The sequence below is a fragment of the Paenibacillus sp. FSL H8-0104 genome (genome assembly GCF_038050215.1).
Taxonomy (GTDB): domain Bacteria; phylum Bacillota; class Bacilli; order Paenibacillales; family Paenibacillaceae; genus Paenibacillus; species Paenibacillus amylolyticus.
In genome coordinates this window covers 2,506,176-2,520,583 of sequence record NZ_JBBOTC010000001.1, presented here as the reverse complement: position 1 = coordinate 2,520,583, position 14,408 = coordinate 2,506,176, and the positions used below count along the sequence as shown (strand labels likewise).

Below are 14,408 nucleotides of genomic sequence, written 5' to 3'. Positions count from 1 at the left end.
ATATTGTGTGTTAAGTGACCACGGAATGCAAGCGTTTACGCAGATGAGAGACAATTCCTCCCCCTTTTCCCGTAAAAAAAACGCAAAAAAGCAACCCTTCGCCCTGTTCAAGGACAAAAGGTTGCTTACCTTTTCCGTAACCATAATAGTCGGTCTACCAGAAATAAATCATTTCCGAGCCGTTTCTTCTATTATAACGAAAAAGAATTAATGTGTCGTGCACAAATTCAAAATACCGCGTTCCTCAAGTACACTCACCAAAGTCGAACCCATCTCAGCAGGAGTTGGTGCTACTTTGATTCCACATGATTCCAGCTTAGCAATTTTCTCTTTGGCTGTACCTTTACCGCCAGAGATAATAGCGCCAGCATGGCCCATCCGTTTGCCTGGAGGCGCTGTTACGCCACCGATAAAGCCAACAACCGGTTTGGTCATGTTTTCACGTACCCAATCTGCAGCATCCTCTTCAGCTGTACCACCAATCTCACCAATCATGATGACCGCATGAGTCTGTGGATCTTCATTGAACCGTTTGAGGATATCAATGAACTCCGAGCCTTTTACAGGGTCTCCCCCGATTCCTACAGCTGAAGATTGTCCAATACCACGTGTCGTCAGTTGATGAACGGCTTCATAGGTAAGTGTTCCACTACGGGAAACAACGCCTACGTGCCCTGCCATATGGATGTAACCAGGCATGATACCAATTTTACATTCTCCTGGTGTAATGACACCTGGACAGTTTGGTCCGATCAGGACAGTATCTTTACCTTCCATGAAGCGGTCAACCTTGATCATGTCAAGAACCGGAATACCTTCTGTAATACAGATCACGAGGTCCAGCTCAGCATCAACAGCTTCCATAATGGAATCTGCTGCAAATGCAGGAGGAACGTAAATGACGCTCGCTGTTGCGCCTGTAGCTTCCTTCGCTTCCTGCACAGTGTTGAACACCGGCAGACTAGCTACTGTACCGTCTTCCAACGTGATATCCACATTAGTTCCGCCTTTACCCGGTGTAACTCCGCCTACCATCTGGGTTCCGTAGTCCAATGCGCCCTTCGTGTGGAACATTCCCGTTGAACCCGTAATGCCTTGCGTAATGACTTTTGTATTTTTATCGATCAAAATACTCACGTTGCTTCACATCCTTACGGTTATTTTTCAATTCCCGGACAGCTCCGGTACTAAGGAATGAACTTATTTTACGAGGGCAACAATTTTCTGTGCACCATCGGCCATGGAATCAGCAGGAACGATATTCAGGCCAGATTCACCCAGAATACGTTTGCCAAGCTCCACGTTAGTTCCTTCAAGACGAACAACCAGCGGTTTGGTCAGGCCAAGCTGCTTCGCGGCTTCAACAACACCATTGGCGATAACATCACAGCGCATGATGCCACCGAAGATGTTAACAAAGATCCCAGCTACTTTGGCATCGGATAAGATGATCTTAAATGCTTCAGTCACCTTCTCTGTTGTTGCACCGCCCCCAACGTCAAGGAAGTTGGCCGGGTCTCCACCGTAGTATTTAATAATATCCATCGTTGCCATCGCAAGTCCCGCACCATTGACCATACAGCCGATGTTGCCATCAAGTGCTATGTAGCTGAGGTCGTATTTGGAAGCTTCGATTTCTTTTTCATCCTCTTCATCCAGGTCACGCAGTTCCAAAATGTCTTTGTGACGGAACAGGGCGTTGGAGTCAAAGTTTAATTTCGCATCTAGCGCGATAACGTTTCCATCTCCGGTAACAACGAGAGGATTGATCTCTGCAATAGAGCAATCTTTTTCGACAAATGCAGTGTACAGCGCGAGCATGAACTTAACAGCTTTGTTCACCAGTTCATTTGGAATCTTAATGCTGTAGGCCAGTTTACGGGCCTGGAACACTTGCAATCCAATGGCAGGGTCAATGATTTCTTTGAAAATTTTCTCAGGTGTAGCTTCAGCTACTTCTTCAATCTCAGTACCGCCTTCTTCGGAAGCCATCATAACTACACGGCCTGTGGCACGGTCCACAACAACACCCACATAATACTCTTTGCGGATATCGCATCCTTCTTCAATCAGAAGACGTTTCACTTCTTTACCTTCTGGTCCAGTCTGGTGTGTTACCAATACTTTGCCCAGAATTTCGGAAGCATAGGCACGAACTTCATCCGTACTCTTTGCCACTTTTACGCCGCCGGCTTTACCCCGGCCACCTGCGTGAATCTGTGCTTTGACAACAGTCACTGGACTGCCCAATGCCTCAGCGGCCGCGACCGCTTCATCGACTGTATAAGCAACCTTTCCGTTTGGAACGGTAACTCCATACTGTTTCAGTACTTCTTTTCCTTGATATTCATGGATATTCATTCTCGAATCCTCCTATCAACATGACTGCAACAAGGCGGGTTGGTAGACTAACAAAAGACAAATGTTGACTATTTTCACTCAAGCCCAATTCATTGTAACACGTTTTTAAAACGCTTTCCTTAAAAAACTAATGGTTAATAGACAGTATTTTGATATGAGTATGATCCCATATTGTGAATGCTTGGGTATATATGGAAAAAACCCCAGATAAAAACTGAGGTTTCCTTGATGTAAAACTAGATTTTATTTTTTGGCTGCGTTGGTGTTGGTTTCGTGAACTTTCTCCAGCAATCCTTTGAACTGACCCAGCAATGTTTCAAACTCTGTGCTGTTCAAACATGCATCTCCCTGAATGGATTCAGGTATGGATAATGCCTTGTTCCGCAACTCACGGCCCGAGTCGGTTAGTGTAATTAATACTTTTCGTTCGTCCTGAGCCGAGCGTTCGCGATTAATAAGTCCTGCTGACTGCAAACGTTTGAGAAGTGGTGTCAACGTTCCCGAATCGAGATAGAGAGCCTCCCCGATCTCCTTAACCGTACATTCTTCACGTTCCCACAAAACCATCAACACCAAATACTGGGAATACGTTACGCCAAGTACCTCCAGATAAGGCTGGTACATCTTCGTAATCTCACGTGAACAAGCATATATGGCAAAGCATAATTGGTTATCCAGCTTCAAACTGTCAGTCTGCATATGTCTTTCTCACCTGCCTATTGTGCAATCTATTCCTAATAATACAGGAACTATAGATCTATACTATCACAAAATAGAAAAAAAACAGAATAATTGAGCACAAATGATTTTACTATTCAATTTAATTATGATAAATTAGATTGTGTAAAACATAAAGATAATCAGCAGTTCATCCCCATGATTTAACAACAATAATAGATAAGTCCATCGAACAGATTCACGCTTTCTCGGGTCAAATTTAATAAACATAATGAAAGTTTATACGTAGCCATTTTGGCCAAAGTAATTTAATGATTTCCTTCCAGAAATAAAATTCAGGGATCAGGAAAGATGACTACAGCAATGATAATGACAGGTTGACTCCATGATTCCTTTTATATAAAATGCTTAATAGAAGCTGAGGAAGCACCTTAATTCGTAGACTGGCCCGTATTATGCGGAGTCAAGAATCGAGTGAGGTGTTTCTTTGTTATGTACGGAAAATTACACAGTGCGTGTTTGTACGGAATTGATGGCGTTCTGATCGAGGTGGAAACTGATTTATCCAATGGTCTGCCACAGACGTCCATCATCGGTTTACCGGATTCAGCTATTCGTGAGGCCGTTGAACGTGTCCGTGCAGCGATTAAAAACTGCGGGTATCAGTATCCTTTACAGCGGATCACAATCAATCTGGCCCCCGCTGATCTACGCAAGGAAGGATCTTCCTTTGATCTAGCCATTGCTATTGGTTTACTTATGACAAGCGGCCAGCTTGTACTTCCTCCCCAGGAACGGACACTAGTGGTTGGCGAACTGGCGTTGGACGGTTCGCTCAGGTCCGTGCCGGGCATTTTATCCATGGTGGATCTGGCCAAACGGCAAGGCTTTACGTCCGTGCTCCTACCTTTGGATAACGTGGAGGAAGCGTCACTGATTCGAGGTATCCAGGTGTTTGGCATTCGTCATTTACAGGATATTGCTCCGGAAAACCCAGATCAACCCTCTAGTTCAGTGGGAATACCAAACAATTCGAATGCAGGACCAGTCGTGTTGAAAAATTATGCACACCTCGCTGCTCCTATAACTGATAAGACTCATAAGATGGCGGATAGGAAGCCGAGACAAACACCATTATTTGCAGACGACTATAGTGATGTTCTAGGGCAGCATCATGTAAAACGCGCGCTTATGATTGCAGCAGCAGGCATGCATAACATATTGCTCGTTGGACCGCCAGGCACGGGCAAAACGATGTTAATCAAACGGCTACCCTCCATCCTTCCTCCTTTGTCAGAAGATGAAGCGTTGGAAGTCACCAAAGTATTAAGTGCCGCAGGCAAATTGAAAGAAGCTCCTCAAGGCCTGATTGCAGACAGACCTTTTCGCTCCCCTCACCACACGATATCCACCTCTGGTCTGATTGGAGGCGGTGGTATCCCAAAACCGGGTGAAGTGAGCCTTGCCCACCGGGGCATATTGTTTCTGGATGAATTACCTGAATTCCAGCGCCAAGTGCTGGAGGTATTAAGGCAACCGTTAGAGGATCGCACAGTGACAATTAGTCGGGCACGGGCTGCTTTCACCTTTCCGGCCCAGTTTATGCTTGCATGTTCCATGAATCCCTGTCCCTGCGGATATTTGTCCGCTCATTCGGAGGAGCAACGCTGCATATGTAGTCCAGCCCGTGTTGCCGCGTACCGAGCCAAAATTTCAGGACCACTTCTGGACCGCATTGATCTTCAGGTTGAGGTTCCTCCACCAGGCGAGTGGCGCAAGTCTGCTGCTTCTCCTTCCTCTGAAGAAATGCAGGCAAAAGTGATCCACGCTCATCAAATTCAGGCTACACGTTATGCCAAAAGTTCAGTCCGTTGGAATAGCCAGCTTTCGGGCACGCTTTTGCGACGAACGATCCATCTCCCCCAAGAGGCAGAGCAACTGTTAGAGCAAACGCTGCAAACGTTAAACCTGAGCATGCGTGCACATGATCGGATTATCAAGATGGCGCAGACAATTGCCGATCTGGACCATGAAGGTGAAATTGTGACAGCTCATGTGGCTGAAGCCATCCAGTATCGTCAATTGGATCTTAATTTATTTTGAAGCTATTTTAGAAGCATATGGAGGGAAGAACAGGCCGATTTACGCAAAGGCAGTGAAATGGGCATGAAACTGTAAACAGCAGAGGAAGATCGAGAAGGATTCCTTATGCAGATTTTATAATGCGGATACGCCAACATGACAAAAAAACGTACAAGCCCTTCTCTTCTGTGAAGAAAGGTACTTGTACGTGGATTTCCCCTGTAAACGTAAGGGGATCTTATATAGCTAAGGTCTACAATAATTTATTATTCAAAAAGAGTGAGTTTGTCCTTGGCTGGTGTGCGTTCTTTGGCAGAAGGAATAACATCAGGGTAACCCATATAAATCATGCCTACAATCTTCTCTCCCGCCTCTATTCCAAGCGATTTGCGGAATTTGGGAGCGTACAAAAATGGCTTGGTCACCCAGAACGTTCCAATGTCTTCACTCCAGGCTGCAAGCATAAAGTTTTGAACCAATGCACTAACCGCAGCGAAGTCTTCGTCCCAGATATTCTGTCTTGGATCTTCTTCCAGCACAACAAGCATAACGGATGGAACTTGCATAATATTGGGTGAGAATTTGTTGTCTTCTCCCATTTCTGCATCAATAGCCTCAGCCAGTTTCTTCCGTCCATTCCCTGTAAACAACAAAAATCTCCAAGGTTCACGCAGTTTATGGTTAGGAGCCCAGACTGCCGTATCCAGCAATTCTATAATCTGCTGTGTAGGAACAGCTTCTTTTTTGAATTTTTTCACCGTACGACGGTTTTGAATCGCATTTCTGACTTCATTTGTTGTTTTCGTAGCTTTACTCATCGGCCGTACCTCCTGTTTATAAAATCATTTGCAACCGCAATAGTGATTCGCGGCCTTGTACATTCAATATAATTTCTTTATGACATAATAAAATACCAGTTTACCTTCTTGATTATACACCCATCTGATCACGAGATTCAAAGGGGAGGCAAAGGTCAGTACCGTTAGGGTCATTCCAACAGAAAAGACGACTCTGAATCTTGATTCACCACGAGGGATCATAAAGTCAGAACCGTCTTTTATTCTCATGTTATTGATTCACATATCATATCAACGATTAATCAATCGTCGTAACTCTCCCCTTCAAACGTGCCATTCCCTTCAAATGTGCCATTAATAAAATCCATTTTGTTGTACTTCTCCTGGTTACCTGCAACATCTGTACTATAGTACTCTACCACCTTGACATCAGGGGCATAAAACTTGACGGGTCCTTCATAGTTTTTCCATTCTCCCCCGTTAATTCGATATTGCGTTGTTTTTACGCCCGAACCTTTGACTTCGTCTGTTGCCTGAAGTCTGAATGTAAATCCTTTGATGTATATTTTCCCGTTCACAGTATCTGTAATAGGAACTAATCTGTACTTGGTTACTGGAGGTGTAATATCTGCATCCTTCTTAAGTACGATATTAAACGTATTATGATCTCCTTTTACAAGAGTAACGCTCAGGCTCGTTTTTAGATATCCTGCTGCTTCTCCCGTTATCGTTCTAGCCCCTGTTGGTACGCGCTTTATTAAATAGTTGCCTTGAGCATCTGTTGTTGCCGAACCTCCAGCATTAACTTTAGCCCCACTTACTGGATTGCCCGACTCATCTACAACTTTTCCCCGCACGTGTGCCGCCTCTGCCAAAACAACATCCATTCTCAAGGTTCCTCCCTCCCGGACACCCAAGCGATCCTGTTCATATAACATATAATCATCGGCATCTACCCATATTGCAATGTTCGGATTATAGGCGTAATCAATTCCTGTAACCGCATATCGACCTTGCTGATCAGTTTTCACTATACGATCAAAGACACTTGTTACTTTTATACGAGCATCTGGAACCGGTCTGCCTGCCTGATCTTTGACTGTTCCTACAATCGTGGATGGCTCATAAATACGAAAATCAAGTTGTATTTGCTCTCCACCGGACAATCCGTAGGAGCCATAGTGTCTGTACGTCACATAACCCTCTGCTTCAACTACAAAAGTAATGTCCGTATTGTCTTCAACGGACTCTATAATATGATACCGTCCATTCCCATCCGTCTTCACGCTTTTCTCTGACGTATCCCCACGATAATTAAGCCAATACTTGACAGTAGCGTTCTGGACAGGTAATCCCTGACGATCAATAACTTTACCTGATACACTTGCCTGTGTAGACGGATCGGCTGCATAAGAAACTCCGGAATACATGATTCCAAACAAAATGAAACATAAAGATAGTGTACTTAGTCGAATGATCCATTTGATACTTGTCTGCATCTTCTCACTACACCTCACCATTTATTTTATTGATCAAACATTCCTCTTTAACTTCTTAAATTAACTGACCATAAGCTCAAGCTTCCAGAATTCTCCGTCCCAAACATATTGCCAAATCCCCTGTCCACCGTTCATGGTCTCGCTGATATCCAGCACTTCCATCCGAGGGCACTCCCATACTTGTTTTACTGTGTTGTTCGAAGTATTCTGAAGCTCTTTCATACATCCCACCAACCTCTCTTTAAAATTCAACTTTCTTAGTTTATTACAAATGATACATTTTGTATCTATAAATTTCTGAAATACAATGATTTTATTATCAATGCTCTATCCTCTGTTTAATGATTTCATAGTTAAATCAAAAAAAGCCGCAGATCCTGTATAAATAGGAACTAAGGCTTTAATATATTAACTAATTTTAAAACTAAAACGAATGCAAAGATAAAACATAATTAAACTTGTACTTCGAAATAACTGACCGACTCATATTAAAAAAGATACAATTCGTATCGATTAATGCAGCAGTAACTTCGAATGTAATTCTTAAAAAGCATTAACAATATGATTCACAGAGACAATTTCTCCTGCTTGATCAAGCATTACGGCAATTACATCAAAACGGATCTGAAGTTCCGTCTCTCCCGTCATTTGCAAATATACGGATGCGGTTGAACGTACCTGCTGCATTTTACGCATATCAACCGATTCCTGAGGTGTACCGTACTGAGCGGCTCCACTTCTGCTTCTTACTTCCACAAAGACAATCAGGCCCTCGTAGGAAGCAATGATGTCAATCTCACCGCTACGGCAACGCCAGTTCTGTCTAATGATCCGATAATCGTGCTCTCGCAACCATTGACAGGCAGCCTCTTCACCTAATCGGCCTTTCTGCTGTCGTGTGAGCTTTAATCCTGGGTCCTGACCCAATCTACGTTCTACCATGACTCATTTTCCTCACGTCCTGAGGCCATGCGATCTGCACGGTAGACGTACGTTAGCACCTCTGCGACCAGTTGATACAGTTCTGCCGGAATCTGTTCATCCAGATCCAACTTGGAGAGCACCTCCACAAGTGCTGCATCCTCCTGAACAGCCACGCCGTTTTCTCTGGCTTTATCCAGAATGGCTTCTGCCACTTTGCCGCGCCCCTTGGCTACAACAACAGGTGCTTCACTCTCTCCAGGGACATACTTTAGGGCAACCGCCTTTTTGGAAAGCAGGTCCGGTTGTGACGACTCGTCTTTCATACCTTCAAGTCCACCCCTTTGTATCGTTCAGGACTATAGTCCGAGGCCCGCGTTTTTCGTTCCGCGCCCGGCTCCTGGCCCGCAGGCCACGGTTCCGCCTTGAAGGTCAGCAGTTGATAGCCCAGCTTGTCCAATGCCTGATGGATCACCTCTCGTCCGCTCTCCAGAAGCGGTCCCATTCCTTCGCGATCATTTAATACACGCAGACTGACAATGTTATTAACCACATGGACATCTACCAGAGTAGGCCCAAGACTTTTCATGTCCAGATCAAACCATAGACGGCAGTTGGACGCATCCAGCTCTCCACGAGATCCACGACGTGATTGAATCTGGACAGACGCCGTTTCTTCCCCGTCCGGTCCAGTGATCGGAATAAACCAGTGCATCTGTGCAAAAGTAGCACTGCGATCTGTCGTCAGCAATAACTGCTGACCTGTCAGATACTGCACAGCCTGTCCGGCGGCATCCTTAAGCGCCGCCGGTGCACCTTCGCTGCTGGCAAGTTGCAGCAGTAAGCCCTTCAGCGTGTCCGCATTTGCCGGACTCGCCGCATCCCCCACGCGCGGCTGCACTGCCGCGCCGTGAACGGCCTGCTGCTCGTGCTCCGCACCGAGCAGCTTCAGCACGCGCCCCACCCACGGGTCCCCCTCGTGGGTGACAGGCGCGTGCACTGCCGCAGCTCCCGCAGGTGCTGCGGCACTACCGCCAGCCGGCGGCGCATCAGCGCCGGCTGGCAACGGCTGCGGCACGCCTCCGGCAACCGCAGCCGCCTGGCCGCCCTGCGATGCAGGGGCGCCCTGTGCTGCCGCACCAGGCTGTGCCGGTGCGGCAGTGGACGCGCTGCGCAGGGCGTCCAGCAGCGCCAGCAGCTTGGGCGCCAGCTGCGCTGCCGTAGGCGCTGCTGGCGCCGCCTGGCCTGCTGCGGACGGCGTCCCTGCAGCAGCAGGCGTTTCAGCGCGGCCGTCAGTCCGCCCGGCCGCGCCTGTTTCAGGCTGGCCTGCACTTACACGGCCAGCCACAGATTCAGTAGCCGCCCCCGATGTACCTGGGCGGCTCCCAGCCTGCCCCGCGTCAGCCCAGCGCGAGCTCTCTCCAGGTATTCCGGTTCCAGACGGAATACCTGCGCCCCCTTTGCCAGCCGTTTCAACGTTGCTGGCAACTGCCTTTGCCCCGGCTTCAGCATTTCCTGTGCCTCCGCCGGTCTGCACGTTTCCTTTCACCGCAGTACCTGCATCCTCTGCCCCGCCATCCGTCATGGATATAGATCCTGCCAATGCCGCTTGTCCTTGTTGCGTTGACAAAGCAGGTGTTCCGGTTCCAGTCACCTGACGACCATTGCCTGATACAGCCAATCCTTCTTCCGTCTGTGAAGCATTCGGTACAACAGGTGCACCAGCCACGACTGCTGGTTTCAACGTAGCAGATTGTTCTCCAGGCAATAGCGGTTTACCTGTTGTTTGAGTCAGCATCGTTTCCAACTGGTCAGCCAACCCGCTTAACAACTGGTGCAGAGGGGGGCCAAACACCGTCTGGTGTAATCCTTTTACTGTTTCCGCCGTAACCGGAAGACCACGCTGAAAAGCAATTCCTGTCGCCTGCACCCATTCTTCCACAGGGACCTGTGCAGGTTTGGCAGTCATCATATTCTGGACCATAGCCACATTATCCTTCGTGAGAGGCAATCCGCTACGCTGCATGGCAAGTAACAGTTCCCGGTTCCCTTTTGTATCCGGCAGTCCTACATCCTTAAGCAGGTTGTTCAGCGAAGCTTGTGGCAGCTCAGCAAGTGTACCCGTCATAGGTTTCATTACCGTTATGCCATTTTCACCTGGAGGCTGCACTTGAAGCAACGTGGTCTCACCCGGACGGAGTGGAGTCTCCAACTTGGCGCGCACTTGCACACCTTGAATCTGCAGAACTGCTTCTCCCCCATCATCGGATACACTAACGACGGAGCCACGAACCACCTGACCTTCCTTTAATTCAAGCGGTTTGGCATTGCCGGGCTTACTGTCTCCCATTAACCCCTTTATCATGGAACCGATATTCAAATCTCTCCCCCTCCTTTCTTCAAACCCGTGTTTAAAACAAAGATTGCTGCTCTCCAAGCAGGTTGCCCAGAAAACTGCGCCGATGCATCGGGGTTGCCCCCAATGCCATAATTTGCTCCCGATGAACTTTTGTTGCATATCCTTTATGTATCGACAAACCATATTCCGGATATAACGTATCCCATTCTTCCTTACACAGCCGATCTCGCGTTACCTTGGCAATAATAGATGCCGCTGCGATCGATTGACTGTTAGCATCACCTTTAATAATGGACAGTTGAGGTACATTCACATCCACCTTCTCGGCATCCACCAGCATATAATCAGGAGTTTCTCCCAATGCTTCAACCGCACGTTTCATCGCAAGTCTCGCAGCCTGTTTGATATTAAGCCGATCAATTGTCTCTGCATCCGCGTACCCGATACCTACCGCCAGCGCTTTTTCCATAATGATGTCATATAATGCATCCCGTTTTTTCTCCGTTAATTTCTTGGAGTCATTCACGCCTTCCAGGATGAGATCCTTCGGTAAAATAACCGCCGCTGCCACAACATCCCCAAACAAACAGCCCCGCCCCACCTCATCAATACCAGCAATACGTTCAAATCCACTGTCCCAATACTCCCGCTCATAGAGCAACAGATCTCGAGGTTCACTGACTTCTTTTTTCTTCTTTGGTCCAATCGGAGTATCCAGTAGATTCAACCCGATCTCTTCATTATTTTCAACCATAACGCTCATCTCCTCTACCCACGCTTTTTCAGCATACGTATCACTTACAACTTTTTATAATATAGACGTAGATCCTCTGTCTTTTGTTCTGTACAACCTGTCTCTCTCAGTAAAACTTTTCCTTGAGATTTACAATATAAAGATAGTGATGTCTTCATTTATCGGTATTTGATGGTATAAATTGAATATATCAGACCTCGTCTAATTTAAATTGCACCACCATTTATCATAGCACGATTTAGATGCACCTGATATATAGGTCAGCCAATTCCATAAAGCGTACTGTTCTTCAATCCTCTTCCATTTTATCGTTTTCGACGTATGTTCCAGCTCTACTTCCACGTTTGTATACACAAAAAAACGACCGCTCCCGGTAATCCGGTAACGGCCGCTTCTTTCGGCACTTGTATATATGAAATGAACAGATAAAGATAATGATCTCCATCGTGTAGAGTCCATTTTTTTAATAGGGAGCTTCCATAGAGAAACGTCCCATTTTACCCGCTCGCAGTTCACGCAGAAATGCTCGTGATGCCTTTTCCAGATCAATACGTCCACCGCTTACAATGCAACCACGTATACGGCCGACTTGTTCCATAATCGCAATAACACTGTCTGAATCATCTGCATCCTTGGAGAACTCCTGAAGTCCGTATCTCTCTTCAAGGGCGTCCCAGTAATAACGCATCAGGTAACTGATTCCAAAAAAGGCGATATCCTCTGCATTCAAAATTTCCTCTTTGATCGCACCAGTTACGGCAAGACGATAACCTACATTTTGATCTTCGAACTTAGGCCAAAGAATACCTGGAGTATCCAATAACTCCATTTCTTTGCCTACCTTGATCCACTGTTGCCCCTTCGTCACACCAGGACGATCTCCTGTTAACGCAATACTCCGTCCAGCCAATCGGTTAATCAGTGTGGATTTACCTACATTGGGAATCCCTACGATCAACCCGCGAACCGCACGAGGATTAATCCCTTTAGCAATTTGACGGTCAATTTTTTCTTTAAGAAGAAGCTTGGCCTGCACGGGAATATCTTTAACATTGGTTCCCGTCGAAGCATCTACAGGAAAAGCGGTAATTCCTTCTTTTTTGAAATATTCAATCCATTCTTGCGTCACTTTTGCATCTGCCAAATCCGATTTGTTCAACAAAATCATCCGGGGTTTATCCAGCAATATTTCGTCAATCATTGGATTACGGCTGGAGACAGGCAGACGGGCATCCAATAGTTCGATGACCACGTCGATGAGCTTTAACTTATCCTGAATCTGGCGTCTGGCTCGAGTCATATGACCTGGAAACCATTGTATCGTCAACTTGTCTTCACCTCATTATTTACTTCAATTTCAGTGGTTGATCCACTTAATCTCACCGATCGGCCAGAAAATCACATCTGCACGACCAATAATATCTTTTAACGAAACATAACCGATCATACGGCTGTCTGTACTATTTGGACGGTTATCTCCCATGACAAACACATGACCTGCCGGCACTTTGCCATCAGGGAACTGTTCATTCGGGAAATCCTTCACATTATAGGTTCCACCATTTGCTTCAGCTGCATCAATGGCTCCTTGAATATACGTTTCATCAACCTTTTTACCGTTAACCATCACGGTATCGTCTTGAACCTCAACGGTATCACCTTCTACAGCAATAACACGTTTAATGAAATCTCGACCTTCGGATGGTACGTGGAAGACGATAACTTCACCGCGCTTCGGTTCTCTGATATCATATAAGATTTCGTTGACGATCACACGTTCACCCGTTTCAAAGTTCGGCTGCATGGACGGACCGTCCACAACAAACGGTTTGAAGAGCAACCACCGAATGAGAATGACGAGAACTAATGCGATAACAATGGCTTTAAGCCATTCAACAATTTCATTTTTGGCTTTTTTGGATCGACTATCTTTCTCTTCGGCAGGATTGCCCCGGTCATGTTGAACTTCTTGTTCCATTCAAGATCTTCCTCTCTTCACAGTACATGTTTATAGCAGTACACACATCCAGCATTCTGTATCGTTCCAATAACTCAATGGATGGATACAAAACATTCACATCAGTTATGTAATCTTACACCAAGCATTACAGTACATTTAATCCACAATTCAAATGTTATCAATAACTGATTTTACAAGCCTCCCGGACTATTCCCCGCATGTGTTGCCATACCATTTTACTCGGAAGTGTACCTCCGGTTCAACTTTTCCCGGACAAAAACGAAAAGGGCTTGTCTCCAAGCCCTTCCCGGTATCCGTTATATTAACGAATTTCTTTAATTCTCGCTGCTTTACCGCGTAGTTCACGAAGATAATAAAGCTTCGCACGACGAACTTTACCACGGCGAGCCACTTCGATTCTATCGATTTTAGGGGAATGAAGCGGGAAAGCTCTTTCCACACCTACACCGTAAGAAATTTTACGAACTGTAAAAGTCTCACTGATTCCACCACCACGGCGTTTAATCACAACACCTTCGAACAATTGGATACGCTCGCGAGTTCCCTCGATTACCTTAACGTGCACTTTCAAAGTGTCACCAGGACGAAAACTCGGAAGATCCTTGCGAAGTTGTTCTTGTGTAATCGCTTGAACGATATTCATCTATGACTCCCTCCTTCCATACAGGCGTTCATACTTCTTCCAGAGATCACCTTGTCTCCTTCATCATCCATAGAGGACCGCCGTATTCCACATAACAGACTTATTGTATCACGCAGCATATCAAAACACAAGAGAAATTAAACAAATGCCTATTGTTCAATCTGCCACTCTGAAACTCATCCATCACATGTTAACTTCATTCTAAAATACATTCTCCCGTATGGAAAGTGAATCAACGCTCTCATCTGCAAGTCAACCTAATACAGGAAAAAATACTGTAACTTCCAGTGTAGTAATATCGTCTATGATATAACTTATTGACCACTTTAAAAG

14 protein-coding genes are annotated in these 14,408 nt (G+C 46.0%); 1 reads left to right on the top strand and 13 read right to left on the bottom strand.

The genetic code is table 11. The features are described from left to right. Positions 1–207: 207 nt before the first annotated feature. The 3 genes from sucD to NST38_RS11380 form a co-directional block, all read right to left on the bottom strand. On the bottom strand, positions 208–1,137 hold the full coding sequence (gene sucD / locus NST38_RS11390) for a succinate--CoA ligase subunit alpha (RefSeq protein ID WP_074094556.1): 930 nt from the start codon (positions 1,135–1,137) through the stop codon (positions 208–210). A 63-nt stretch (positions 1,138–1,200) separates the two neighbouring features. Further along, positions 1,201–2,361, bottom strand: a complete 1,161-nt coding sequence (sucC, locus tag NST38_RS11385; RefSeq protein WP_036609384.1) for an ADP-forming succinate--CoA ligase subunit beta — start codon at positions 2,359–2,361, stop codon at positions 1,201–1,203. Between the two features lie 243 nt (positions 2,362–2,604). Continuing rightward, complete coding sequence (locus NST38_RS11380) at positions 2,605–3,060, bottom strand: MarR family winged helix-turn-helix transcriptional regulator (RefSeq protein WP_036609387.1); 456 nt, start codon at positions 3,058–3,060, stop codon at positions 2,605–2,607. A 471-nt stretch (positions 3,061–3,531) separates the two neighbouring features. Between NST38_RS11380 and NST38_RS11375 the strand changes: the two genes are divergently transcribed. Next, entirely contained in the window at positions 3,532–5,142 is a 1,611-nt protein-coding gene (locus NST38_RS11375) for a YifB family Mg chelatase-like AAA ATPase (RefSeq protein ID WP_076249823.1), read from the top strand. Between the two features lie 245 nt (positions 5,143–5,387). On the opposite strand, the gene NST38_RS11370 is transcribed toward NST38_RS11375, so the two are convergent. The 10 genes from NST38_RS11370 to rplS all read right to left on the bottom strand — a co-directional run bounded on the left by NST38_RS11370 (position 5,388) and on the right by rplS (position 14,075). Continuing rightward, positions 5,388–5,939: a nitroreductase family protein gene (locus NST38_RS11370; RefSeq protein WP_076249824.1), complete on the bottom strand. Its 552-nt coding sequence runs from the start codon at positions 5,937–5,939 to the stop codon at positions 5,388–5,390. Between the two features lie 281 nt (positions 5,940–6,220). Further along, positions 6,221–7,417, bottom strand: coding sequence for a carboxypeptidase-like regulatory domain-containing protein (locus tag NST38_RS11365; protein WP_076249825.1), 1,197 nt, complete (start codon positions 7,415–7,417; stop codon positions 6,221–6,223). Positions 7,418–7,477: 60 nt separating this feature from the next. Continuing rightward, a complete protein-coding gene (locus tag NST38_RS11360) occupies positions 7,478–7,639 on the bottom strand; it encodes a paeninodin family lasso peptide (RefSeq protein ID WP_139331839.1) in 162 nt (53 codons plus the stop codon). 321 nt (positions 7,640–7,960) lie between these two features. Then, on the bottom strand, positions 7,961–8,359 hold the full coding sequence (locus NST38_RS11355) for a YraN family protein (RefSeq protein ID WP_076249826.1): 399 nt from the start codon (positions 8,357–8,359) through the stop codon (positions 7,961–7,963). Further along, entirely contained in the window at positions 8,353–8,664 is a 312-nt protein-coding gene (locus NST38_RS11350; protein WP_036609395.1) for an EscU/YscU/HrcU family type III secretion system export apparatus switch protein, read from the bottom strand. Before NST38_RS11350 ends, NST38_RS11355 begins: the two co-directional genes overlap by 7 nt. After that, on the bottom strand, positions 8,661–10,718 hold the full coding sequence (locus NST38_RS11345; protein WP_076249827.1) for a hypothetical protein: 2,058 nt from the start codon (positions 10,716–10,718) through the stop codon (positions 8,661–8,663). Before NST38_RS11345 ends, NST38_RS11350 begins: the two co-directional genes overlap by 4 nt. 31 nt (positions 10,719–10,749) lie before the next feature. After that, a complete protein-coding gene (locus NST38_RS11340; protein WP_083669772.1) occupies positions 10,750–11,451 on the bottom strand; it encodes a ribonuclease HII in 702 nt (233 codons plus the stop codon). Positions 11,452–11,914: 463 nt separating this feature from the next. After that, complete coding sequence (gene ylqF / locus NST38_RS11335; protein WP_017689210.1) at positions 11,915–12,778, bottom strand: ribosome biogenesis GTPase YlqF; 864 nt, start codon at positions 12,776–12,778, stop codon at positions 11,915–11,917. 30 nt (positions 12,779–12,808) lie between these two features. Next, positions 12,809–13,429 carry a signal peptidase I gene (gene lepB / locus NST38_RS11330; protein ID WP_036609449.1) on the bottom strand — a complete coding sequence of 207 codons (621 nt, stop codon included), beginning with the start codon at positions 13,427–13,429 and terminating at the stop codon, positions 12,809–12,811. A gap of 304 nt (positions 13,430–13,733) precedes the next feature. Then, complete coding sequence (rplS, locus tag NST38_RS11325) at positions 13,734–14,075, bottom strand: 50S ribosomal protein L19 (RefSeq protein WP_017689212.1); 342 nt, start codon at positions 14,073–14,075, stop codon at positions 13,734–13,736. Positions 14,076–14,408: the final 333 nt, after the last annotated feature.